This window comes from Polaromonas sp. (assembly GCF_010365105.1).
Classification (GTDB): Bacteria; Pseudomonadota; Gammaproteobacteria; order Burkholderiales; family Burkholderiaceae_C; genus Polaromonas.
In genome coordinates this window covers 1-23,501 of record NZ_JAAFGZ010000026.1, presented here as the reverse complement: position 1 = coordinate 23,501, position 23,501 = coordinate 1, and the positions used below count along the sequence as shown (strand labels likewise).

Below are 23,501 nucleotides of genomic sequence, written 5' to 3'. Positions count from 1 at the left end.
CGCCGGCGGGCGCTTGGCACACTGGTTTGCAGAAAGCTCTTGATGTTTCAAGGCGCCTGAAAAAAACCATGAACCTTCAACATTTCTACCAACTTGCCAAAAAGTCGGTCGTCGCCTGGATCGACGACTACGCGCCGAGCATGGGCGCGGCCATTTCCTACTACACGGTGTTTTCCATTGCGCCGCTGATGATCATCGTGATTGCAGTGGCCGGCTTTGTCTGGGGGCGAGAGGCGGTGCAGGGGGAAATCGTCGGCCAGTTGTCGGGCCTGATCGGCCAGGAAGGCGCTCAGGGCATACAGGCCTTGATCGAAAGCGCCAACCAGCCCACCAAGGGCCTGGTTGCCACAGCGATCAGCATTGTGGTGCTGGTGATTGGCGCGACCACGGTATTTGCCGAGTTGCAAAGCGCGCTGGACCGGATCTGGCGGGCACCCAAGGCACCGCAGGTGTCGGGCATCTGGGCCATCGTGCGCAGCCGCCTGCTGTCGCTGGGTTTCATCCTGGGACTGGGCTTTTTGCTGCTGGTGTCGCTGGTCAGCGGCGCGGCGCTGGCCGCCTTTGGCAGCTGGATCGGCAGGCTGCTGCCGGGATGGGAAAATCTGCTGTTCGCCATCAACATCGTGTTTTCCATCGGCATAGCCACGGTCTTGTTTGCGATGATTTTCAAGGTCATGCCCCAAGTGAAGGTCGGCTGGCGCGATGTCTGGACAGGCGCCTTGGTCACTGCCGTGCTGTTCGAGGTGGGCAAGTGGCTGATCAGCCTGTACATCGGCAAAAGCAGCATCACCTCGTCATTCGCGGCCGCCGGGTCGCTGGTGGTGCTGCTGGTCTGGGTGTACTACTCGGCGCAAATCTTTTTGCTGGGCGCCGAATTCACCTGGGTGTTTGCCAATGAACATGGTTCGCTGGCCGGCAAGAAAAAACCAGACACTGCCGCCCTACCGGCCGAACCGTTCAGCACCTCCAGCAGGGAGGACAAGCACCGCCAGCCCGTTGCCAAGCTGCCGGACCTGCCTCTTCAAAGCGACCTGGTCATCATTGGCCCGTTCTCGTCACCCTCAGCCCCGGTTGGCATCGAGGCTCCCCCTAAAGCGCCACGCCATGTCAGCCTGAAGCAACGCGCCATGGTGTATGCGGGCAGCGCCGCTGCCTACCTGGCGCTGCGCTTGCTGTTCAAGCGCAAAGGAAAAGGGCGCGTGGGCATGGCCGGGGTCCTGACGGGTAAATCCGGGACGCAGCGATAAGCCTCAGCCGTCGATTTCCAATGGCTGAGCGCCTTTGTGTCGAGCGCATAAGATCGCCGGACCGATGATTGTTAACAAGGACTTCACCATGGGTTTACTGGACGGAATGATGGGCAATGCATCGAAAATCGATGCCGACAAGATTCAACAGGAGTTCAGCCAGATCCTTGCGGCGGGCGAGCAGGTCGAGCATGCCTACCAGTTGATCCGCGACTATTTTGTCTTCACCAACAAGCGACTGGTGCTGGTGGACAAGCAGGGCGTGACCGGCAGCAAGGTCGAATACCACTCGTTCCCCTACAAAAGCATCACGCATTTCAGCATCGAGACCGGCGGCCATTTCGACCTGGACGCCGAGTTGAAAATCTGGATTTCAGGCACTGCCGTGCCAGTGCAAAAACGCTTCAACAAGAAGCTGAGCATTTATGAAGTCCAAAGCGTTCTGGCGGGTTACGTGCTGCGTTAAAAGGCACAGGTTTTCGCCGACCCACAACTTTTTTTAATCAAATACGCTTCTTGCGCAAGTGCGGCGTGCGCAAGAAGCTATTATTTTGGTAGCAAAAAAAATGCTGGCTTTAGAGCCTTCCGTGATGGCCAGCCGAACGGGTTGCGCTCTAGATATCACGCTCGGCAATCGCCGCAACGGCCAGTCGCTCACTTTCGCGCATGAAGTGCTTTGCCATGCCAAGGCCTTGCCTTTTTTCAATCGCCTTGCCAATCGGCTCGATCAATGCCTTCAACTCCAGCAGCGTCGAGGCCCGTTCAATGCGAAGCTGGTAGATGAAGCCGCGAAGTCCCAGCAAGGCCTTGGTTTGCTCGACCAGGTAGGCATACAGCGCATTGAACCGTTCCAGCGTGCGGGCTGGCGTTGCCGCCACAGGCGCCAGCGGCTCGGCAGGGCTTGGTGCTTTTCCTTCGGCAGGTGGTGCGCTGCCCTTGAACTTACGGTCGATAAAGCCGCCGTGAAACAAAATCTCCAGTCCATCGACCGGCAAATGACCCTCCTGGGCCAGCCGGTTGACTTCGTCGGATTCCCGGGCGCCGTCCACCAGAATCAGCACACTGACCAGCCTTGCGTCAAGGCTGTGTGTCGAGGCCAGCAGTTCATTCATGCCCTTTTCTGTCTTTTTATAAACAGCCATAAAAGTGCGCTTCTTTTAAAGCATTCAGTCTACAAAAATTTCACCCGTCTGCCTGATTCATGTCAGGCGATGCGATGGCAGTTGGGTAGGCGCCAACCTGCCCTGCGGCGTGAACCTTTTGCCGAACCGCAGGTCATCACCACATTGCGCCTGTCATAGCAGCAAGGAGCCCGGGATGCCGGATTTCACACTGCGACAGGCTGTCTTCACCACCCATTCGTCGGCAAATTTCACCTTTCAAAAAGACAGGACAGGCCGCACAAGTTTCCTCGTGATACAAAGAATCAGGGCAGCCCTTGCAGCAGATGCGTCGCAAATCATGCCCTGCCTGCAGCGCCATCGTCCGGCAGGCGGGTCCTGATCCTTGCGCTTGCCCAAAAACCATGTCCCCACCCACTTCTTCCCCCTCGCCTGAACGGCCGCGCAAGTCGCGTGTGCTGAGCATTGTTCTATGGAGCCTTGTCGTTGCGGCAGGCTATGGGCTTTACAGCGGACGCCTGGTAGTTCCCGAACGCTTCAACCCCTGGGCGCCGCTTGATGTCATGGCAACGCCCAATTTGCTGACCTCCTACAAACTCTCGCGCGCCCGCAGCAGCCCTGAACACTGCCGGGCAGCGCTGGCGCAGACCGGCATGCAGTACGACGTGCTGCCCGACCGCATCACGGCGCCGGGCTGCGGCTTTGAAAATGCCGTGCGCCTGAAAAGTGCAGGTGTTCGCATCGGCTCACCGCTGTCGCTCAGTTGCCCGATGGCGCTGTCGTTTTTCATGTGGGAAAAGCATGCGCTCCAGCCCGCCGCGCAGCAGCATTTCGGCCAGCGCGTGGCCGCCATTGACCACCTGGGCAGTTACGCCTGCCGCAACATCAACCGGGGTGAAGGCGCCCAACCGGATGCGGCGGGGGGTGCGCGAAGCCGGCATGCCACGGCCAATGCGCTGGACATTGCCGGCTTCACGCTGGAAAACGGCCAGAAAATCACGGTGTTGAACGCCTGGCCGCGCGCTGCAGACCGCTCAGCTGCCAGACCGCAAGGGCAGATGCTGAACGATGCGCATGCTGGCGCCTGCCGGTTTTTCAATGGCGTATTGGGACCCGACTACAACGCGGTGCACCGCGACCATTTCCACCTGGAAACCGGCGGCTACAGCATGTGCCGCTAGAGCGCGACGCGCTTGACGGGCAAGCGCTGCATTCCGCAGCCCAGTATTTATCGCTACTTAATTAATAGCTGCTAATGCATACGCAGGCGCGGTTGACACGGATGATGGCGTCGCCCGGATGCTCGATGCAGGGCGCGGATTTTTTCTCAGCGCGCACCCGGTAGGTACTACGGCAGTTCATTGCCAGCATGCTTGTTCCTTGGTTCAACAGGTCGGTGGAGACAACCACGCGAATGAAAGCTGGCAGCCGCCTTCGTAGGCTGGTCAACGCAGACAGGGTTATAAGCGTCTGACGATGCGTGTCCCGAAAGACGCCCATGCCAGTCAGGACCGGCAGCCACTGCGTTTGGGCTACACACCGGCAAGCGGCGGCGCAATCTGTGCTGAATTCAAGCAAAAACAGGCTTTTGCGCACGTCCCTTGTGCGCAAGCAGCTATGGATTCAATAGCAGCATGATAAAACGCCCGATGCCGGCCTGACGGGCGTGCCGGCATCATGGACGAACGCCGAAAGGGCCGGGCTTAAACTTGCGGGTTCTGGCGACAACCGGTCGCAGCCCCCAACCGGCTTTCGGCGTCTTCTCTTCGTCTCTTCTGCCTTTTTTCCGAGCACTTTTCCATGCCCTTTTCATCCCTCGGCTTTTCGCCGGCCCTGCTGCCCGCGCTGTCGCGCGCGATTGCCGACATGGGCTACCTTGCGCCCACGGCGGTTCAGGCAGCGGCAATTCCAGCCATTCTGCTGGGCCGCGACATCGTCGCTTCGGCCCAGACCGGCTCGGGCAAAACGGCGGCTTTCGCCCTGCCCTTGCTGCACCAGCTGGCCGAATCGCCTGTTGGCGCCCGCCGGCGCATTCGCGGCCTGGTACTGGTGCCGACGCGCGAACTCGCGGCCCAGGTGGGCGAAGCCATCGTCAGCCTGGGCAAGCACCTGCAGCAGCGCCTGAAGGTCGCCGTGGTGTTTGGCGGCGTGTCGATCAATCCGCAGATGATGAACCTGCGCGGCGGCGCCGACATCATCGTCGCCACGCCGGGCCGGCTGATTGACCTGATCGACCACAAGGCGCTGACGCTGGACGCCGTCGATACCCTGGTGCTCGATGAGGCCGACCGGCTGCTCGACCTCGGGTTTGGCGAGGAGCTGGGCCGCATCCTGCAAATGCTGCCGGCGCAGCGCCAGAACCTGTTTTTCTCGGCCACCTTTCCGCCAGCCATCGAAGCGTTGGCCGCCAGCATGCTGCGCGAACCCTTGCGCATCGAAGTACAGGCTGCGCCGCAGGCCGAGCCCGACATTGCGCAGCGCGCCATCGAAGTCGATCCGAGCCGGCGCACGCAGTTGTTGCGCCATCTGGTGCAAACCGAGAAATGGAGCCGGGTGCTGGTGTTCGTCGCCACCAAACATGCCGCCGAGATCGTGGCCGACAAGCTGCGCAAGGCCGACATCGAGGCCGAGCCCTTCCACGGCGAGCTGAGCCAGGGCAAGCGAAGCCAGGTGCTGCTCGATTTCAAGGAAAAGCGCGTGCAGGTGGTGGTGGCCACCGACGTGGCGGCGCGGGGCCTGGACATTGTTCAGCTGCCGGTGGTGGTCAACTACGACCTGCCGCGTTCGTCAAGCGACTACACGCACCGCATCGGCCGCACCGGCCGGGCCGGTGAAAGAGGCATGGCGATCAGTTTTGTCAGCGCCGGCACCGAGGCGCATTTCCGGCTGATCGAAAAGCGCCAGCGCCTGAGCGTGCCGCGTGAACAGGTCGCCGGTTTCGAGCCGGTTGAAATCCTCCAGCCCAATGCCGCCGATCCGCTGTCGGTGGGCGGCGTCAAGGGCAAGCGCCCGAGCAAGAAGGACAAGCTGCGTGAAGCAGCCGGCCAAATCAAGCCGGCTCAAGGCGAATAAGCCTTGAGGCCACGGGGCGTGGGCCTGGCTTATTCGAAGTCTGTGTCGTCGCCAGAATCGGCTTGTGTGCCCTGCGGCCGGGCGCTGCGATGGCCATGCTTCGTGACCACCTCTACATAAAACTGCTCGGCGCCTTCCTGCACGGCGGTGTCGATCAGCGTCATGAGCGTGGCAAAGTGAACCACGGCCGAAGCGCTTTCATTGCTGCCGAACTTGCAGTCAAAATCCCAGAAGTCAACGCCTGCAGGCAAGGCCCGGCTGCGTTCGCGCTTGACGTATTTGCGGATATCGTGCTTGCTGGCCTCGACCAGACGGTCACGGTTCTTGCCTTCGAGGTTGAGGAGGAATGTTTTTCTCACGGAATGGTCCTAATGGGGGTTTGATGCGATTCACCCCTTGCGGACGTGACTCAGAAGCGGACCATTATCGGTCCACCGCTGGCGCCTTCACGGCGGCTGGGCTCAACTGCGCTGCAGCAATGCCTTGTCCACCGCCTCGTGAAGATGCTCGAGGCCGAAGGACACGTCGGTCAAAACGCCGTTGACGTAAAAGGCCGGCGTCGAGCGGACGTCCAGGTGCCGGCCGCCCAGCACATGCTCCTGAACCCGCTGTAGATAGACATGGTCGGCCATTTCATTGCGGTAGCGTGCCATGTCCAGACCGATCTGACCGGCATAGTCCAGCAGATGCTTTTCCTTCAGGTGCTGCGCATGGGTGAACAGCAGGTCATACATCGGCCAGAAATGGCCCTGCGCGCCGGCTGCCTCGGCTGCTTCCGCGGCAAGTTCGGCATGCGGATGCACTTCACGCAGGGGAAAATGACGAAACACGAAGCGCAACTGATCGCCAAAATGCGCCCGCAGGATGTTGACTGCGCCATAGGCCTGGAAACAGGCCGGGCATTCGAAATCGCCATATTCCACCAGTGTGACTGGCGCAGACGCAGGTCCGGAAATGTGGTCGGTGGCCTCGTCAGGATGCAACACGTTAAGTTTTCTGGAATGGGGATTCATGACGGGTTTCCCTTTGCGAGTCACTTGAGGATGAATGACAAAAATTTTGGTGTGCCCGGCAGCGCACTGTACGCAGCCGCAAACCACAAAATCAAGCCCGGGTCAAGCCAGCAAACGCCGCAGCCCACCCGGCGAACCAGCAAAACCTCAGGCCGCAGACGCGGCGGCTGCGGCAGCCGACGCAGCGGCAGCGGCCTCAAGCGCTTCATCCAGCCCCTTGCAGGAAGGCGAGCAGACGGCCTGGGACTTGCCCAGCACCTTGCGGGTGCCCATCAGGGAGCGGGCGCGGTGCTTTCCGCACATGAAGCACGACATGGTTGCCGCTCCGAACGACGTGGTGGCCGCAAAGGGCGAACCCGAAACTTTGGATTTGTAGCGCAGGCCGTCTGCGAGTACGGCGGTTTTGGCGTCAGCTCTTGCCATGGGTGGGGTCTTCCTTATGTGATTGATTGGAGCGGTCCATGGCCCGGCGCATTGCGCGGTCCAAGGCCTCTTTGGCTTGTTGCTCCGCAGCGAGCGAAGCGTCCAGCGCCGAGCGGCAAAGCCCGGCATGCTGGTAATAAACGTTTTCGTACAGTTCGGCGGCGGCAGGATGGCTGTCGAGCAAGGCACCAAGGGCCGTTCCCGGCTCGACTTCACCCAGCTCGCTCACCAGATGCTGCACGACGGATCGGTACTGTTCGGCGCCGACAGGCACCGCACTGCACTCCAGGCGCTCAAGCAATTCAGCGAGCACATGGGTCACGGTCAGATCGGTTTTACGGGCGTTTGGTTTGGTTGCGTTCATGTAACAGATTTGGGGGTTCCTTCCCCAAATTCAAGCGCTTTGCCAGTCGGCTTCTCCATGGGTGGATAGGCTGCCAGGCTACTGAAAGCCCGGCCCGACAAACGTTAGCGCTATATTTTTAATAGCTTTTCACGCTTGCCTGTCGTGGGTTGGAGCCGCATTTTACCGTTAAAACCGAATACCGTCACTATCCTGATTTGCAACGCGGTCTTTCGGGCTGCCTTTGCAGCCGATCCGAAAGGCGTCGCGGCAAGCCGCTCATGGTGGGTTCAGACCGTATCGCCCCCCTGCCGGGGCGGCCAGAACCATTGCCATGGCGGCGTGAATGCAAAGCTTGATAAAGTGGCGACACGACCTCAGGGTTTACGCCGTGTTCCAGAAATGCCGCCAAATGCGGACAAAATGGACTCTGGATTCAGGCGTTCCTGTTCAAGACGGATAAAACATCGTTTTTATTCGAAAAAATTTCCTCCCATATCTCAACTTCCCAACTTCAAAAGCAAGAAAGAACTTCTCACATGGCACGTCTCGTCAATTGCATCAAGCTCGGCAAGGAAGCCGAAGGCCTGGACTTTCCACCGTACCCCGGCCCGCTGGGCAAGCGCATCTGGGAAGAAGTCAGCAAGCAGGCCTGGGCTGACTGGATGAAGCAGCAAACCATGCTGGTGAATGAAAACCGGCTGAACCTGGCCGATGCGCGCGCCCGCCAGTACCTGGCGCGGCAGATGGAAAAGCATTTCTTCGGCGACGGCGCCGATGCGGTGCAGGGCTATGTTCCGCCGACACCTCCCGGCGTCTGAGCGCGGCGGATGGCCGAGCGCATTGAGTGGCTGGAAGACGGCACGGCAGGCGGCAGCCCCTACAGTCCGCGCTTTGGCGACCGCTACCGCAGTGAGCTCGGGGGCCTTGAACAGGCGAAGGCCGTTTTTCTTCAAGGCTGCGGCCTGCCTGAAGCCTGGGCTGGCCAGTCGCAATGGTGCGTGCTGGAAACCGGCTTTGGCCTGGGGCTGAATTTCCTGGTCACCTGGGCGGCATGGAAGGCCGATGCGCAGCGCCCTCGCCTGCTTCATTTCGTCTCGACCGAGGCTTTTCCGGCCAGCGCCGAAGACGTCTTGCGCAGCGCGCGCAGCCATCCCAAATTGCTCCCTTTTGCTGAGCAATTGCAGCGCCAGCTTTGGGGACTGTTGCCCGGCTTTCACCGGCTGAGTTTTGAAAACGGCCAGGTGCTTTTGACGCTGTGCATTGGTGACGCCAAAGCGATGCTGCGTGAACACAATTTTGAAGCTGATTCGGTTTACCTTGACGGTTTCAGCCCCTTGCTGAATCCCGATATCTGGGACGTGCATACCTTCAAGACCGTCGCCCGTTGCTGCCGGCGCGGTACACGCCTTGCCACCTGGACGGTGGCGCGCAGCGTGCGCGACGCGTTGGCGCAATGCGGCTTCGTGGTGAAGAAAGTCCCCGGCATTCCGCCCAAGCGCGACAACCTGCAGGGCGAATACCAGCCCGCATGGGAACCCAAAAGAAAATCAACCACAGAACATCGACCCACGCCAGCGCGCTGCATCGTTATCGGTGCAGGCCTGGCGGGCGCAGCCGTGGCGGCCAGCCTGGCGCGTCGTGGCTGGCAGGTGACGGTACTGGATGCAGCCAGCACGCCGGCCGAAGGCGCGTCGGGGTTGCCCGCCGGAGTATTGGCGGCGCATGTTTCGCCCGACGACAGCGTGTTGTCGCGCCTGTCGCGTAGCGGTATCCGGGTGATGCTGCAACAAGCGGAGTCGCGGCTGCAAACCGGAACCGACTGGCACCCCACCGGCGTGCTGGAGCACTGCATCGAGCATGCCCGCAAGCTTCCTGCAGCATGGCAAGCCGGGCAAGCGCTGGCCGTTGCCGCACACGACTGGACTACGTTGGCCACCGCCGAACAACTCAAACACTGCGGCCTGCCACCCGAAACCCCGGCCTTGTGGCATGTTCGGGCCGGCTGGATCAAACCGGCGAGTTTGGTGCAGGCGTGGCTGGCAACGCCGGGCGTGACATGGCGCGGCCAGTCCGAGGCGCGTCAGTTGCTGCATAAAGCGGATCAATGGCAGGTGCTCGACGCCGCAGGCCAATTGCTGGCGCAAGCCGAACTGTTGGTGCTGGCGGCTGGCCACGGCAGCGCCGCGCTGGCTACATCGGCTGGAGTGGTGAATCCACTGGCGCTGCAGCCCATTCGCGGCCAGGCGTCCTGGGGGCTGCATTCGCCGGACACGGCGTCCGCCATGCCGGCTTTTCCTGTGAATGGCCACGGAAGTCTGGTGCCAAACGTCCCGTTGGCGCAGGGAATGGGTTGGGTCATCGGCTCGACGTTTGAACGCGACAGCCGCAGCCGTGACATCCGGCCTGCAGACGAACAACACAACTTCAGCAAGCTGCAGACGCTGCTGCCCGTTGCGGCGCAGGCTTTGGCCAGCCAGTTTGACCATCATCAGGTGCAAGGCTGGGCCGGCGTCCGCTGCGCCACACCAAGCCGCCTGCCTTCCTTAGGTCCGCTGGAAAACGTGCCGAATGTTTGGGTCAGCAGCGGCATGGGATCGCGTGGCCTGAGTTTTGCCGCGCTGTGCGCTGAACTGCTGGCGGCGCGGCTGCATGGCGAGCCGCTGCCGGTGGAGCAGCGCCTGGCCGATGCGCTGCTGCCCCAATACGCCAAACATCACGCTAACGTCCTGAAAACCTGATATTTAGATGAAAAGTGGCGCTTGCGCATAGTGGGCCTGCGCAAGCAGCTATTTATTTAATAGCAATTTCACTTCATCGCTTCTGCCGGTCGTCTGGCTTTGACGTAGGCGTCGCTTGGCAAATAGGCTTTTCCGTCGGCATAGCGCCAGTTCACCATCGTGCCCTTGTTGCCGCGCAGATCGAGCTTGCCGACATAGGCGCCCATTGTCGATTGCTGGTCGACGGCCCTGAATTCAGCCGGACCGAACGGCGTGCTGAACTTCACGCCGCGCAGCGCTACGACCAGCTTTTCGTTGTCCGTCGAGTTGGCTTTCTTGATGCCGGCAAAAATCGCCTGCATGGTCGAATAACCGACCACCGAGCCGACCTTCGGGTATTCCTTGAAACGGCGGTAGTAGTTGGCTGCAAAGCTGGCATGTTCGGTGGAGTCGATCTGGTCCCACGGGTAGCCGGTGACGATCCAGCCCTTGGGCGTTTCGTCTTTCAGCACGTCGAGGTATTCGGGTTCGCCCGACAGCAAAGACACCACCGGCGTTTTTGGAAAAATGCCGCGCTGGTTGCCTTCGCGCACGAGTTTGGCCAAATCTGCGCCAAAAGTGACATTGAAAATCGCGTCGGGCTTGCTTTGCATCGTGGCTTGCAGCGTGGTGCCGGCATCGAGCTTGCCTTGGGCCGGCCACTGTTCGCCGACAAACTCCACATCGGGCCGCTTGGCCTTGAGCAGCTCCTTGAAGCTGGCGACGGCGCTCTGGCCGTATTCGTAGTTGGGCGCAATCGTGGCCCAGCGTTTCGCCGGCATCTTGGCCGCTTCCTCGACCAGCATGGCCGCCTGCATATAGGTGCTGGGGCGCACGCGGAAGGTGTAGCGGTTGCCTTTTTCCCAGACCAGCGCGTCAGTCAACGGTTCGCTGGCGATATAGACGCGCTTGTTTTTCTGCGCAAAATCAGCCAGGGCCAGCCCCACGTTGGACAAAAATCCGCCGGCCAGCACATCGACTTTTTCGCGCGAGGTGAGTTCGATGGCATGGCGCAGCGCTTCTTCGGGCTTGCCTACGTCATCGCGGGCAATCACTTCGACCTTGCGTCCCAGCAGGCCACCGGCCGCGTTGATTTCTTCCACGGCCAACTGCCAGCCCTGGCGGTAAGGCAGGGTGAACTGCGGAATCGTCGAATAGCTGTTGATTTCCCCAATCTTGATGGGCACATCCGAAGCGGCCTGCACAGACAGCGCAGTGGCCAGCCACAGAGTGCCCAGTAAGGCAGATTTTGCAAATTTCAAGATTTTTCTCCAAAAGTAAAAAATTCGGCGATCAGGTGGGTTTGCCTCTACGAAACCAACCCGAAAAAAAACAGACTTTACCGCGCACAGTTCGGCTTGCATTGCGCGCAATCATGAAACCAATATTTGGTTTCTCCAGCCAGTTGTCAGAAATGCCTGCAAACCCGCGTGCGCATGAGTGAATATGCTTATTCGCATAAAGGAAGAACAAATCTATAGTTTGAATTCATAAGCAGCGCCGTTACATTCTCGGTCTTATGCATGAATTCGCGTTTATTTTTGCCGGTTTTTTCGTGGGCCTCGTGGTCGGGCTGACCGGCGTGGGCGGCGGTTCCCTGATGACGCCGCTGCTGATCTTCGTGTTTGGCGTGAAGCCGCACCTGGCGATTGGCACGGACTTGCTGTTTGCCGCTTTCACCAAGATGGGCGGCACGGTCAGCCTGGCGCGCGCCCGGGTGATTGACTGGCGCATCGTGGGGCAGACGGCGTTGGGCAGCATTCCGGCGTCTTTGGTCACGCTGTATTTCCTGCAGCGCCTCGGCCCGGCAGATCCGCAAACCCAGTCGATCATGACCACCACCTTGGGTCTGGCGCTGCTGCTGACGGCAGCATCGACCTTCTACAAGGTGTGTCGCGGCAAGACGCCGCCCCAGCACATTGCCCCTGAACTGCTGGCCCAGGCCACGCACGCGCGCCATTGGGCGCTGCCGATAATTTTTGGCGCGGTGATCGGCACGCTGGTCACGCTGACATCGGTGGGCGCAGGCGCCATCGGCGTGATTGTGCTGATGCTGCTTTACCCCGCACTGCCCTTGCCGCGCATCGTGGCAGCGGATATTGCCCATGCCGTGCCGCTGACACTTGTCGCTGGCCTGGGCCATGCGTCGATTGGCTCGGTGGACTGGCCTTTGCTGCTCAAGCTGCTGGCCGGCTCGCTGCCTGGCATATGGCTCGGAACGCAGCTGATGCGCAAAACGCCTGATCGCGCCATTCGCTCGCTGCTGTCGATGCTGCTGGCTTACGCCGGCGTGAAACTCATTTCCATCTGATCCATTCTTCCCTTTTCACCTGACCTTTGACCTCTATGTACCAATACACCGAATTTGACCGCCAGTTTGTAAAAGCCCGTGCCAGCCAGTTCCGCGACCAGCTCACCCGCTGGCAGGCAGGCACACTGGCCGAAGACGAATTCAAGCCACTGCGCCTGCAAAACGGCTGGTATGTGCAGCGCTACGCGCCCATGCTGCGCGTGGCCGTGCCTTATGGCGAGCTGGCCAGCCACCAGCTGCGCGTGCTGGCCAGAATCGCCCGCGAATACGACCAGCCCGACGCTGCCCTGCTGGCCGACGCACAGGCCATGCAGGACAAGCTCGGTGCCGTGCCTCTGAAAAACGGCCTGTCGGTGCACACCAAGTTGACCAAGGGCTACGCCCACTTCACCACCCGCACCAACGTGCAATACAACTGGATTCCGCTGAGCGATGCGGCCGACGTGATGGACTTGCTGGCCAGCGTGGACATGCACGGCATCCAGACCAGCGGCAACTGCATCCGCAACATCACCAGCGACGCACTGGCCGGCATTGCACCCGACGAGATTGCCGACCCGCGCCCGTTTGCAGAAATCATGCGTCAGTGGAGCACGCTGCACCCCGAATTCGCCTTCTTGCCGCGCAAGTTCAAGATTGCCCTGAACGGCGCGCTGGAAGACCGCGCCGCCATCGGCTGGTACGACGTGGGCCTGCAATTGCTGCGCAACGAGGCTGGCGAGCTGGGCTTCAAGGTGCTGGTCGGCGGCGGCATGGGCCGCACGCCGGTGATTGGCAGCGTGATCCGCGAGTTCCTGCCATGGAACCAGATCATGAACTACATCGAAGCGGTGATTCGCGTCTACAACCGCTACGGCCGTCGCGACAACGCCTGGAAAGCGCGCATCAAGATTTTGGTGAAAGCCGAAGGCCAGCGCTACATCGACCAGGTCGAGGCCGAGTTCAAGCAAATCGTCGAGCAGGACGGCGCGCCGCACCTGATCACGCAAGCCGAGTTCGACCGCGTATCGGCCTGCTTCGTCGCGCCCGTTGTCACGCAGCGCGTGCGCACGCCCGCCGAGCAAGCCGCACACGAAGCATTGCGCACGCAAGCACAGGGCAACGTCGAATACACCCGCTGGCTGGAACGCAACGTCAGGCCGCACCAAAACCCCGCGCTGCGCGCCGTGTCGCTGTCCTTCAAACGTCTGGGCCAGGCCCCCGGCGACGCCACTGGCGAACAAATGGACATCGCGGCTGATCTGGCCGACCGTTTCAGCGCCAGCGAATTGCGCGTCACGCACGAGCAAAACCTGTTGCTGCCGTGGGTGCATGCCGACGACCTGCCCGAGCTGTGGCAAGCGGCCCGTGCTGCGGGTCTGGCCCGCCCGAACATTGGCCTGCTGACCGACATGATCACCTGCCCCGGCGGCGATTTTTGCTCGCTGGCCAATGCCCGCTCGATTCCGATTGCCGAAGCCATCACCGAGCGCTATCAGGATCTGGACGAGCTGCACGACCTGGGCGAGATTGACCTGCACATCAGCGGCTGCATCAACTCTTGCGGCCACCATCACAGCGGCCACATCGGCATTCTGGGCGTCGATAAAGACGGCAAGGAGTGGTACCAGGTGTCGCTGGGCGGCGCTGACGGCACCTTGCTGTCCGGCCCAGCCATGCCCGGCAAAACCGTGGGACCGTCGTTTTCTGCCGCCGAAGTGCCTGAAGTCATTGAAGCCTTGATTGCGACCTACGTGGCCCAGCGCAATGGCCGCGAAACCTTCATCGACACGCTGCGCCGCACAGGCCCGGATGCGTTCAAGCTGGCTGCCAACGCCGCCCGCATGAGCACCCGACGCCCCGAAGCCGCCGAAAGCGTTGCCGCTTGAGTGGCTTGTTGACCTTCATACCGAACCTCTAAACCGGAGAAACACCATGAAATTGATAGCAGCCAACAACCACGCCGTATGCGCCAATGACCAAAACAGCATTGAATTGACCAATGACGCCGATCCACGCGACGTGTCGCTGGAAGGCGTGGCACGTGTGCAGCTGAATTTCCCCAAATTCAGTGATGGCCGCGCGTTCAGCCAGGCGTTCTTGCTGCGCCGCCGGCTCGGCTTCAAGGGCGAAATCCGCGCCACCGGCGATGTGCTGGTCGACCAGCTGGCGCAAATGAAACGCAGCGGTTTTGACGTGGCCGTGCTGCGCGCCGACCAGCCCCTGGACGTGGCGCGGCGCGTGCTGGCGGCTTACCCCGGCTACGGCGTGGGCAAATACCAGGGCGACGCCGTCGATGTTTTGCCGCATTTTGGTGCCGCAGCCCTTGACCCCGTGGCCGCCTGAGAAAGCCCCCTATGCGTGCCATTTCCCTTTACGCCAAACCCTCGCCGGAGTTCGCGCAAAAACGCGCGCGCAGCCTGGCGCTGCTCCAATCGGCTGCAGCCACCTACTCGCCGCTGACGCAAGCGTCCAGCCTGGGTGCTGAAGACATGGTGGTGACGCATCTGATGCAGGAAGCCGGCCTGCTGGACAACGCCAGCACCAGCATTTTTGTGCTCGACACCGGCATGCTGCATCTTGAAACCGTGGCGCTGATTGAACGGATTGAAGCGCGTTACCCGGTCAAGGTCGATGTTTACCGTCCTGTCGAAGCCGCCGCCTCAGCCTTTGTGCAAACCAACGGCCTTGAAGCGATGTACCAAAGCCTGGAACTGCGCAAGCAGTGCTGCCATATCCGCAAGATGGAGCCGCTAGAGCGCGCATTGGCCGGCAAAAAAGGCTGGCTGACCGGCCTGCGCCGCGAGCAATCCGCCGCCCGAGCCGAAGTCCACGATATCGAGCAGCAGCCGGAACGCGCCAAGATCAACCCGCTGGCCGACTGGACGCTGGGCGATGTCTGGCACTGCATTTCGGTCAACGCCATTCCCTACAACCCGCTGCACGACGCGTTTTTCCCCAGCATCGGCTGCGCGCCCTGCACCCGCGCTGTGACGCTGGGCGAAGATTTCCGCTCCGGTCGCTGGTGGTGGGAAAACGCAAGCGCCAAGGAATGCGGCCTGCACGTCGCTGCCGATGGCACCCACGAAGCCCAGGAACCCGCCGCGTTTGAACCGCTTTCCAGCCTCCTTCCCCCCAGAGAGACCACCGCATGAACGCCAGAGCCGAACCCCAGTTGCTGAACACGCTGAGCAATTCCCACCTTGATGCGCTGGAAGAAGAAACCATCTTCATCCTGCGCGAAGTCGCCGCCGCCTTTGAGCGCCCGGCGCTGCTGTTTTCGGGCGGCAAAGACTCGCTGGTGATGCTGAAATGCGCTGAAAAAGCCTTTGGTGCTGGCCGTATTCCGTATCCGCTATTGATGATCGACACCGGCCACAACTTCCCCGAAGTGACCGCCTTTCGTGACTTGCGCGCGCAGGAACTCGGCGCGGAGCTGATCGTTCGCCATGTCGAAGACTCGATGAAGCGCGGCACGGTGCGCTTGGCCCATGCGGACGAGCCGCGCAACGCGCACCAGTCGGTGACGTTGCTGGAGGCGATTGAGGAATTCCGTTTTGACGCGCTGATTGGCGGCGCGCGTCGCGACGAAGAAAAAGCGCGTGCCAAAGAGCGCATTTTTTCGCACCGCGACAGCTTCGGCCAGTGGCAGCCCAAGGCGCAGCGGCCCGAACTGTGGACGCTGTTCAACACGCGCCTGCAGCCCGGCGAGCATTTTCGCGTGTTCCCGATCAGCAACTGGACGGAATTGGACGTGTGGCAATACATCGAGCGCGAGCAAATCGCGCTGCCGTCGCTGTACTACACGCACAGCCGCCAGATTGTCGAGCGCAAGGGCTTGCTGGTGCCGGTGTCGGAACTCACCCCGCCGCGTGCCGGCGAAACCGTGCTTGAAAAAACCGTGCGTTTTCGTACGCTGGGCGACATCACCTGCACCTGCCCGGTCGAAAGCCCGGCGGCAACGGCTGCTGAAATTGTGATTGAAACCCTGACAGCCGATGTCAGTGAACGCGGCGCCACACGCATGGACGACAAAACTTCCGAAGCATCAATGGAAAAGCGCAAGAAAGACGGGTACTTCTGATGACTACTATAGATTTGATAGCTGGCAGCGCAGGTGCAGTGTGCGCTACAGGCCAAAAAGACCTGAAATCTGCGTTGAAATTCATCACCTGCGGCTCCGTCGATGACGGCAAGAGCACGCTGATTGGCCGCCTGCTGGTGGACAGCAAGGCCGTGCTGCAAGATCACCTGGCCGGTGTGCAACGCGCCGGCGTTACCGACCTGGCGCTGCTGACCGATGGCCTCTCAGCCGAACGCGAGCAAGGCATCACGATTGATGTCGCCTACCGCTACTTCGCCACCGAACAGCGCAAGTTCATCATCGGCGATGCGCCCGGCCACGAGCAGTACACGCGCAACATGGTCACCGCTGCATCCAGCGCCGACGCTGCCGTGGTGCTGGTCGATGCCACCAAGCTCGACTGGAAAAACCCGGCGCTGGAGTTGCTGCAGCAAACGCGCCGCCATTCGCTGCTGGTCAACCTGCTGCGTGTGCCGTCCATCGTGTTCGCCGTGAACAAGCTGGACGCGGTGGAAGACGCCACGCTGGCGTTCAACAACATCAGCGCCGCGCTGGCCGCTTTTGCCCACGCTGCAAAAATCCCGGTTACGGCCACCGTGCCCGTGTCGGCACTCAAGGGTTTCAACATCGTCGATGGCACGCCCGGCTGGTGCGGCTACGAAGGCCCGTCCTTGCTGGCGCTGCTGGAGCAACTGCCCGCCACACCTGCCGAGACGGATGAAGCTTTCTCCTTTCCGGTGCAGTGGGTCGAAAAGTTTTCAGCCTCGGCTGACACCTCGCAAGGCCGTCGCATTTTCTGGGGACGCGTTGCTACTGGCGGCGTTCAGCCCGGCCAGACCGTGACCCTGTTGCCGAGCGGGCAAACCGCCGTGGTGGCGCAGGTGCTGGGCCATACCCGCCAGCCCAAATCTGTCGTGGCCGGCCACAGCGCCGGGATTGTGCTTGACCGCGAAGTCGATGTCTCGCGCGGCGACTGGCTGCTGGCACCAGACACGTTCACGCCATCGCGCGAAATTGCCGTCACCATCGCCTGGATGGACGACGAGCCGCTGGTGGCCGGGCGTGTTTACTGGGCGCTGCAAGGCCATCGCTGGGTCAAGGCCAAGGTCAAACGCATTGTTCACAAACTCGATGTCAACACCCTGGCCGAGGAAGATGCCAGCGAACTGCCGCCGAACGCCATCGGTCATGTCGAACTGAGCCTGCAGGAACCGCTGGTGACGCTGCCTTACGTGCGCTCACGCATCCTCGGCTCGCTGGTACTGGTTGATACCGCATCGCACAAAACCTCTGGCGCTGCGCTGGTTTTGTAACTTCAATTCTTTTTTAAACCGTTCAACCCTGCTTTTTAAATCGCTCGACCCGCTTCGACGCTTGACGTAACACCTGGGGAATCCGTTGATTTCCACAGGTATGCGTTGGGTCAAGTGAATTTGTCAGGCATTGCCTTAAAATTCAGGGTTTTCACCGACCCGCCCATAACACCATGACCCACGTCGTTTCCGATCCCTGCATCCGCTGCAAATACACCGATTGCGTGGACGTTTGTCCCGTGGACTGCTTCCGCGAAGGTCCGAACATGCTGGTGATTGATCCGGACGAGTGCATCGACTGCGCCGTGTGCATTCCAGAATGCCCGGTCAACGCCATTTATGCCGAAGAAGACCTGCCCTCCGACCAGCTGCATTTCATCAAGATCAATGCCGACCTGACCAGCGCACCCGGCTGGAAAAGCATCACCAAGCGCAAGGACGCGCTGCCGGACGCCGAAGAATGGAAAGACAAGACCGACAAGCTGTCCGAACTGGTGCGCTGACCGGCCTCATGGGCAAACGGGCGCATGACGTTCGGGTTGCACCCGCCAGCCATTTAAAAATTCAAGTCAAAAAATCATGGAACCTCAACTGAACCAAGAAGTGATCAACACCGCAGCCCAGCACGATGGCCCCATCGAAACCGATGCGGTCATCGTGGGCGCAGGCCCTGTCGGCCTGTTCCAGGTGTTTGAACTCGGCCTGCTCGAGATCAAGGCGCACATCATCGACTCGCTGGCCTACCCTGGCGGCCAGCCGATAGAGCTTTACCCCGACAAGCCGATTTACGACATTCCGGCGATTCCCGTGTGTACCGGCAAAGAATTGACTGACAACCTGATGAAGCAGATTGAGCCATTCGGCCCGACCTTTCACCTGGGCCAGGAAGTCAGCGTGGTTGAAAAGCAGGAAGACGGCCGCTTTTTCGTTGAAACCTCCAAGGGTACGAAATTTCTCACCAAGACCATCTTCATCGCCGCTGGTGTAGGCGCATTCCAGCCCAAGCTGCTGCGCGTTGAAGGTCTGGAACAGTTCGACAACAGCCAGTTGTTTTACCGTGTCAAAAATCCGGCCGACTTTGCCGGCAAAAACCTGGTGATCATCGGTGGCGGCGATTCCGCTCTCGACTGGGCCTTGAACTTTGTCGCAGAAGGTCCGAACAAGGCTGAAAGCGTGATCCTGATTCACCGTCGCGATGGCTTCAAGGCTGCGCCCGCGAACGTCGCCAAGATGAAGGAATTATGCGATGCGTACGAAATGCAGTTCCTGATTGGCCAGGTCACCGGCTACGACGAAAAAGACGGCAAGCTGACGGCGGCCAAGGTCACGGGCGCCGATGGCATCACGCGCGTCGTGCCGCTTGATGTCATGCTGGTGTTCTTTGGCCTGTCGCCCAAGCTGGGGCCCATTGCTCTTTGGGGTCTGGACATCGAGCGCAAACAGCTCAAGGTGGACACCGAGAAATTTTCTACCAACATGCCAGGTATTTTTGCGGTGGGCGACATCAACACCTACCCCGGCAAGAAAAAGCTGATCCTGAGCGGTTTCCATGAATGCGCCCTGGCTGCGTTCGGTGCGGCGCCCATCATTTTTCCGGACAAGAAAATTCACCTGCAATACACCACCACCAGCCCGAAATTGCACAAGGTGCTGGGCGTGGAGTCGCCAGTTTTCGACTGACAGGCGTTATATCCTTTCAATTCAAGCCCGCTTAGTGCGGGCTTTTTTCATTGTCCACCGGCGTGTCCGCCACCCTGGCGGAAAAGTCCTTGGCCAGGAAATCCTTCTACAATTCCCGCTGTGTTTGCAAAAACACTTTCGCTGGGGGTGTTACCGGGTCTTGCCAAGGGTGGGCACGGTGACTGAGAAAGTCCCTTTGAACCTGATTGAGGTAATCCTCGCGCAGGGAAGCATGTCTCAAGCATCCGCCGTTCGGCACGGATGCCCGGCAAGCCGCCCTGCCATTGACGAACGGAACTGCAGATGGCCGCCACTTCTCTTTCATCACCGGGCGGCAACACCGCGCTGACGCCCTTGCCTGCAGACGAACGTCTGTTCGGATGGCGCGACCATGCGGCGCTCTGGCTCAGCCTGGGCGTGGGCCTGCTGGTCATGCAGATCGGCGCTTATCTTGTGCCGGCACTTGGAACCCGTGCCGCATTGACGGTGATCGTTTTTGGCTCGGTGCTGGGCGCAGGCTTGCTGGCCTGGACGGCCAAGATCGGCTGCGACAGCGGCTTGTCCAGCGCCGGCCTCATGCATGCCACTTATGGAAGCAGTTTTGCGCGTCTGCCCGTCCTGCTGAACATTGTCCAGCTCATCGGCTGGACCACGTTTGAATTGGTCGTGATGCGGGACGGCACTGTGGCCATTGCACGGCAATCGGGCGGTTTTAGCGCCAACTTGTGGCCCGTGCTGGTGACAATCCTCTGGGGCACCGTGCTGCTGGCCCTGCTGTCGGGCTCAATGGTCAAGCTGGTGCGCAAGTTTATCGGCCGTTACGGCCTGCCGCTGGTCTTTGCGTCACTGCTGTGGCTGAGCTGGCAATTCCTGTCCAAGGCCAGTGCGCAGGGTTTGTCCGAAATATGGAACCGGACCGGCGATGGCAGCATGAGCACCCTGTCCGCACTGGACCTGGTGATCGCCATGCCGGTGTCCTGGTTGCCACTGGTGGCTGACTTCGCGCGACATGGCCGCAATGGCAACAGTGCGCTTCGGGGCACCTGGCTGGGTTACGCCGTAGCCAATATGTGGTGTTATTCCCTGGGTTTGCTGGTGGCATTGACAACGCCCAGCACCGACCTGGTGGCGGCATTGTTATTAGCCCAGGGCGGACTGATTGCACTGGGTCTGATCCTGATCGACGAGGTGGACAATGCCTATGGCGACGTTTATTCGGGCTCGGTCGCTGGCCACAGTTTGAAGCCGGCCTGGAGTGTTCGGCGCTGGGGCATGGCCCTTGCGGTAGTTTGCACAGCGCTCGCGCTGGTGCTGCCGATGCGCAGCCTGGAGCCATTTTTGCTGATGCTAAGTTCGGTGTTTGTTCCACTCTACGGTGTAATTCTGGCGCGACTGGCTGGCCAGCCAAATGTGGAGCAGCTGATGACACAGCGCAAGGTCAACACCAGTGCGGTGGCCATCTGGTTGCTGGGCGTAGCCTGCTACCACCTGTTCGCACAGCTGTCTCCCCAGTGGGGAGCGGCACTGCCAACGCTGGCGCTGACTTTTGTGCTGGCGTGGTTGACACGCAGTCTGTTGAACAGCCCAGAGGTCAGCGCAGCGGTTTGAGACGCATGGTCAGCGGTGCATAGCTGTGATTAAGCGGCCCGCTACCCGCCCCGGTACGCACTGTCGCACTGGCCTCAAGCGCGGCACGCACGTAGCATCGTGCGGCCTCCACCGCTTCCTGCAAGCCTGCGCCCTGCGCCAAATGCGCAGCAATGGCGGAAGATAGCGTGCAGCCGGTGCCGTGGGTATTGGCGGTGTGGATGCGCGGCGCACGCATCCAGTGCGGCGCACTGTTTTTCAGCAGGAGCAGATCGCACACCTGATCGCCCGCCAAATGGCCGCCCTTGAGCAGTACCGCCTGAGCTCCCATGGCCATCAACTCCTGTGCAGCAGCTTCCATGTCCTGCTCGTGATGCAAGGCACGTCCGACCAGCAGCGACGCCTCATCCAGGTTGGGCGTGACCAGCAGAGCGCGTGGAAATAACTCACGCACCAGAAGGGCTACAGCCGGGTTGTCAATCAGCACGGCGCCGCTGGTTGCAACCATCACAGGATCTAGCACGACGTTTTGCAAGGCATGGCGATCAATGGCACTTGCCACAGTCTGCACAATGTCGGGGGAGTGGAGCATGCCGATTTTGACCGCATGCGCGCCGATATCCTCCATCACCGCATCAATCTGGTCACGCAGCATCTTTGGCGGTACACCATGAATAGCGCGCACGCCCTGCGTATTTTGGGCAGTCAAGGCGGTAATGGCGGTCATGCCGTAGCAACCCAAAGCCGCAAAAGTCTTGAGATCGGCCTGAATTCCCGCGCCGCCGCCGCTGTCCGATCCGGCAATGGACAGAACACGAAAAAATTCAAAAGTTGGTAGAAACCGTGTGGTGTTATTGGTCATGGCTTTTTTTACGCGTTTTTAGTTCTTCATCACACAGGGATCTAAGGTACGCAGCCGCCGCACGCGGGTCTGATGCCGAGCACACCGCGCTCACAACAGCCAGCCCATCGGCACCAGCGCGCAATGTATCGAGCGCATTGTCCGCATGAATCCCGCCAATCCCGACCAATGGGATGCAGGTAGATGCACGTACCGCTGCCAGGCCTTCAATTCCCCAGGCGGTTTGGGTGTCTGTCTTGGTGGGCGTGGAAAAAACTGGACTCACGCCGAGGTAGTCAACAGGCAACCGGGCACTTTGCAGCACTTGCGATATGGACTCGACCGACCAGCCGATGAATACTTCGGACGGCAGCAAGCTGCGCGCCTCAAGTACAGGGAGATCGCTCTGGCCCAAATGAACGCCCTCAGCATGACAAGCAAGAGCAATATCGATGCGATCATTGATAACCAGCGGTACACCATAGGGTGCCAGCAGCTTTTTCAGCAACAGCGCTTGTGCGAGAAAATCGCGTGTGCCTAAATTCTTCTCGCGCAGCTGTACACAGCTCACACCGCCCTGCACCGCAGCATGGACCACGTCAAGCAGGCACCGACCTCGCAGCGATGACTGGTCAGTGACGAGGTACAACCGCAGAAAATCAGGATTCAAGCGCAGCATGCCATCACACAAGCGTCACCAACTTGCCACTTGCAGTTTCAGCCGACTTTCCAAGGTGGCCCGATCCAGCAAGTGAATCTCATCCAGCAGGCTAACGGCCATGCTGCCCAATCCCAAGCCACGACACTGGGATTTTTCAGCGGCAACTTCCCCGGCGACCCCCAAAAAAGCCATCGCAGAGGTGGTTGCGCGCCAGGCATCTGGCTGAACGGCACAGAATGCACCGATCAAAGCAGTGGCTGAACAGCCTACCCCGGTGATTCGCGTCAACCATTCATGACCATTGGACAGGCGCGACCAGCGTTTTTTTGCATCCAGGATGTGATCTGTCTGGCCGCTGACGCAAACGGTTCCGCCCGTGTAGCAAGCCAGCTTTTGTGCGGCATCCAACGCATCCACGGCAGCAGCGCTGCTGTCAACGCCGCGAGTTGTCATGCCAGAGCCGGACATACTCATGATTTCAGAGCCGTTACCGCGTACCACTGTTGGCGCAGCCAAGGCAAGCAACGCCTCGAGTGTCTGGTTGCGGTAAGGCGTGGCGCCAGCACCTACCGGATCAACTACAGTCGGAATGCCTCGCCGAGTCGCTTCAACCAATGCAAGTTTCATGCTTTCCACCCAGTAGGGATCAAGCGTGCCGATGTTCAGTACCAATGCGTTTGCAATACCAGCCATGTCACGCACTTCTTCATGTGCATGAGCCATCACGGGCGAAGCACCAGCAGCCAGGAGAATGTTGGCCGTGAAGTTGATAACCACAAGGTTCGTGATGCTGTGGACTAACGGCGACTTCTTACGAACCGCAGCAATGTCTTCCCATATGTGTTGGGGAGAAAGATGTGTCATCTGTCATTTATTGAAATTAAAAGGCGGAGTTTATGACAAACACCAATACACAAAACGCGAGCCAAAAGAAAAAGCCCGGTCAATCGTGAGATCAACCGGGCTGGTTCAGGGGGGCTATAAGAGCCTGACGATGACCTACTTTCACACGGGAATCCGCACTATCATCGGCGCTGAGTCGTTTCACTGTCCTGTTCGGGATGGGA

The 23,501-nt window shown here is 60.3% G+C and carries 25 protein-coding genes and 1 riboswitch; of the genes, 15 read left to right on the top strand and 10 right to left on the bottom strand.

Going from position 1 to position 23,501, the window contains the following annotated elements; genetic code table 11:
• The first annotated feature begins 68 nt into the window (after positions 1-68).
• The gene (locus GZ092_RS15635; RefSeq protein ID WP_293637749.1) at positions 69-1,247 is read left to right on the top strand and encodes a YihY/virulence factor BrkB family protein; all 1,179 of its coding nucleotides are present in this window, start codon (positions 69-71) and stop codon (positions 1,245-1,247) included.
• A gap of 88 nt (positions 1,248-1,335) precedes the next feature.
• Entirely contained in the window at positions 1,336-1,713 is a 378-nt protein-coding gene (locus GZ092_RS15630; RefSeq protein ID WP_293637748.1) for a PH domain-containing protein, read from the top strand.
• A gap of 148 nt (positions 1,714-1,861) precedes the next feature.
• Here GZ092_RS15630 and GZ092_RS15625 read toward each other — a convergent pair whose 3' ends face one another.
• Positions 1,862-2,359, bottom strand: coding sequence for a hypothetical protein (locus GZ092_RS15625; protein ID WP_293637746.1), 498 nt, complete (start codon positions 2,357-2,359; stop codon positions 1,862-1,864).
• 413 nt (positions 2,360-2,772) lie between these two features.
• Between GZ092_RS15625 and GZ092_RS15620 the strand changes: the two genes are divergently transcribed.
• Complete coding sequence (locus GZ092_RS15620) at positions 2,773-3,549, top strand: extensin family protein (protein ID WP_293637745.1); 777 nt, start codon at positions 2,773-2,775, stop codon at positions 3,547-3,549.
• Between the two features lie 61 nt (positions 3,550-3,610).
• Here GZ092_RS15620 and GZ092_RS15615 read toward each other — a convergent pair whose 3' ends face one another.
• Entirely contained in the window at positions 3,611-3,739 is a 129-nt protein-coding gene (locus GZ092_RS15615; protein WP_293637828.1) for a hypothetical protein, read from the bottom strand.
• Positions 3,740-4,168: 429 nt separating this feature from the next.
• Here GZ092_RS15615 and GZ092_RS15610 point away from each other — a divergent pair, with 429 nt between their 5' ends.
• Entirely contained in the window at positions 4,169-5,440 is a 1,272-nt protein-coding gene (locus GZ092_RS15610) for a DEAD/DEAH box helicase (protein ID WP_293637744.1), read from the top strand.
• Between the two features lie 29 nt (positions 5,441-5,469).
• On the opposite strand, the gene GZ092_RS15605 is transcribed toward GZ092_RS15610, so the two are convergent.
• The 4 genes from GZ092_RS15605 to GZ092_RS15590 all read right to left on the bottom strand — a co-directional run bounded on the left by GZ092_RS15605 (position 5,470) and on the right by GZ092_RS15590 (position 7,240).
• Entirely contained in the window at positions 5,470-5,799 is a 330-nt protein-coding gene (locus tag GZ092_RS15605) for a DUF6172 family protein (RefSeq protein WP_293637743.1), read from the bottom strand.
• Between the two features lie 102 nt (positions 5,800-5,901).
• Entirely contained in the window at positions 5,902-6,453 is a 552-nt protein-coding gene (locus tag GZ092_RS15600) for a thioredoxin domain-containing protein (protein ID WP_293637742.1), read from the bottom strand.
• Between the two features lie 147 nt (positions 6,454-6,600).
• Positions 6,601-6,876: a hypothetical protein gene (locus GZ092_RS15595; RefSeq protein ID WP_029524630.1), complete on the bottom strand. Its 276-nt coding sequence runs from the start codon at positions 6,874-6,876 to the stop codon at positions 6,601-6,603.
• Positions 6,863-7,240 (bottom strand): hypothetical protein, encoded by a 378-nt coding sequence (locus GZ092_RS15590; protein WP_293637737.1) that lies wholly within the window; start codon positions 7,238-7,240, stop codon positions 6,863-6,865. Before GZ092_RS15590 ends, GZ092_RS15595 begins: the two co-directional genes overlap by 14 nt.
• Positions 7,241-7,758: 518 nt before the next feature.
• Here GZ092_RS15590 and GZ092_RS15585 point away from each other — a divergent pair.
• Together GZ092_RS15585 and mnmC are read left to right on the top strand one after the other, a co-directional pair.
• Positions 7,759-8,040 carry an oxidative damage protection protein gene (locus GZ092_RS15585; RefSeq protein ID WP_293637735.1) on the top strand — a complete coding sequence of 94 codons (282 nt, stop codon included), beginning with the start codon at positions 7,759-7,761 and terminating at the stop codon, positions 8,038-8,040.
• 9 nt (positions 8,041-8,049) lie between these two features.
• Positions 8,050-9,960 (top strand): FAD-dependent 5-carboxymethylaminomethyl-2-thiouridine(34) oxidoreductase MnmC, encoded by a 1,911-nt coding sequence (mnmC, locus tag GZ092_RS15580; RefSeq protein ID WP_293637733.1) that lies wholly within the window; start codon positions 8,050-8,052, stop codon positions 9,958-9,960.
• Between the two features lie 68 nt (positions 9,961-10,028).
• On the opposite strand, the gene GZ092_RS15575 is transcribed toward mnmC, so the two are convergent.
• Positions 10,029-11,207 (bottom strand): ABC transporter substrate-binding protein, encoded by a 1,179-nt coding sequence (locus tag GZ092_RS15575; protein ID WP_293637826.1) that lies wholly within the window; start codon positions 11,205-11,207, stop codon positions 10,029-10,031.
• A gap of 290 nt (positions 11,208-11,497) precedes the next feature.
• On the opposite strand from GZ092_RS15575, the gene GZ092_RS15570 reads away from it, so the two are divergent.
• The 9 genes from GZ092_RS15570 to GZ092_RS15530 all read left to right on the top strand — a co-directional run bounded on the left by GZ092_RS15570 (position 11,498) and on the right by GZ092_RS15530 (position 20,953).
• On the top strand, positions 11,498-12,289 hold the full coding sequence (locus tag GZ092_RS15570) for a sulfite exporter TauE/SafE family protein (RefSeq protein WP_293637731.1): 792 nt from the start codon (positions 11,498-11,500) through the stop codon (positions 12,287-12,289).
• 35 nt (positions 12,290-12,324) lie between these two features.
• Positions 12,325-14,157, top strand: coding sequence for a nitrite/sulfite reductase (locus GZ092_RS15565; RefSeq protein ID WP_293637729.1), 1,833 nt, complete (start codon positions 12,325-12,327; stop codon positions 14,155-14,157).
• A 46-nt stretch (positions 14,158-14,203) separates the two neighbouring features.
• Positions 14,204-14,614 carry a DUF934 domain-containing protein gene (locus tag GZ092_RS15560; protein ID WP_293637727.1) on the top strand — a complete coding sequence of 137 codons (411 nt, stop codon included), beginning with the start codon at positions 14,204-14,206 and terminating at the stop codon, positions 14,612-14,614.
• 11 nt (positions 14,615-14,625) lie between these two features.
• Complete coding sequence (locus tag GZ092_RS15555; RefSeq protein WP_293637725.1) at positions 14,626-15,423, top strand: phosphoadenylyl-sulfate reductase; 798 nt, start codon at positions 14,626-14,628, stop codon at positions 15,421-15,423.
• Positions 15,420-16,352: a sulfate adenylyltransferase subunit CysD gene (gene cysD, locus GZ092_RS15550; protein WP_293637723.1), complete on the top strand. Its 933-nt coding sequence runs from the start codon at positions 15,420-15,422 to the stop codon at positions 16,350-16,352. Before GZ092_RS15555 ends, cysD begins: the two co-directional genes overlap by 4 nt.
• Complete coding sequence (locus GZ092_RS15545; protein WP_293637722.1) at positions 16,352-17,665, top strand: GTP-binding protein; 1,314 nt, start codon at positions 16,352-16,354, stop codon at positions 17,663-17,665. Before cysD ends, GZ092_RS15545 begins: the two co-directional genes overlap by 1 nt.
• A 173-nt stretch (positions 17,666-17,838) precedes the next feature.
• Positions 17,839-18,168 carry a ferredoxin FdxA gene (gene fdxA, locus GZ092_RS15540; RefSeq protein WP_293637721.1) on the top strand — a complete coding sequence of 110 codons (330 nt, stop codon included), beginning with the start codon at positions 17,839-17,841 and terminating at the stop codon, positions 18,166-18,168.
• 76 nt (positions 18,169-18,244) lie between these two features.
• The gene (locus GZ092_RS15535; RefSeq protein WP_293637720.1) at positions 18,245-19,345 is read left to right on the top strand and encodes an NAD(P)/FAD-dependent oxidoreductase; all 1,101 of its coding nucleotides are present in this window, start codon (positions 18,245-18,247) and stop codon (positions 19,343-19,345) included.
• 133 nt (positions 19,346-19,478) lie between these two features.
• Positions 19,479-19,591: riboswitch (TPP riboswitch) on the top strand.
• 57 nt (positions 19,592-19,648) lie between these two features.
• Positions 19,649-20,953: a cytosine permease gene (locus tag GZ092_RS15530; protein WP_293637719.1), complete on the top strand. Its 1,305-nt coding sequence runs from the start codon at positions 19,649-19,651 to the stop codon at positions 20,951-20,953.
• Here GZ092_RS15530 and thiD read toward each other — a convergent pair.
• The 3 genes from thiD to thiM are packed head-to-tail and all read right to left on the bottom strand — an operon-like array spanning position 20,937 to position 23,298.
• Complete coding sequence (gene thiD / locus GZ092_RS15525; protein ID WP_293637718.1) at positions 20,937-21,794, bottom strand: bifunctional hydroxymethylpyrimidine kinase/phosphomethylpyrimidine kinase; 858 nt, start codon at positions 21,792-21,794, stop codon at positions 20,937-20,939. The genes GZ092_RS15530 and thiD overlap by 17 nt on opposite strands.
• Positions 21,784-22,452, bottom strand: a complete 669-nt coding sequence (thiE, locus tag GZ092_RS15520) for a thiamine phosphate synthase (RefSeq protein ID WP_293637717.1) — start codon at positions 22,450-22,452, stop codon at positions 21,784-21,786. Before thiE ends, thiD begins: the two co-directional genes overlap by 11 nt.
• 15 nt (positions 22,453-22,467) lie before the next feature.
• Positions 22,468-23,298: a hydroxyethylthiazole kinase gene (gene thiM / locus GZ092_RS15515; RefSeq protein ID WP_293637715.1), complete on the bottom strand. Its 831-nt coding sequence runs from the start codon at positions 23,296-23,298 to the stop codon at positions 22,468-22,470.
• Positions 23,299-23,501: the final 203 nt, after the last annotated feature.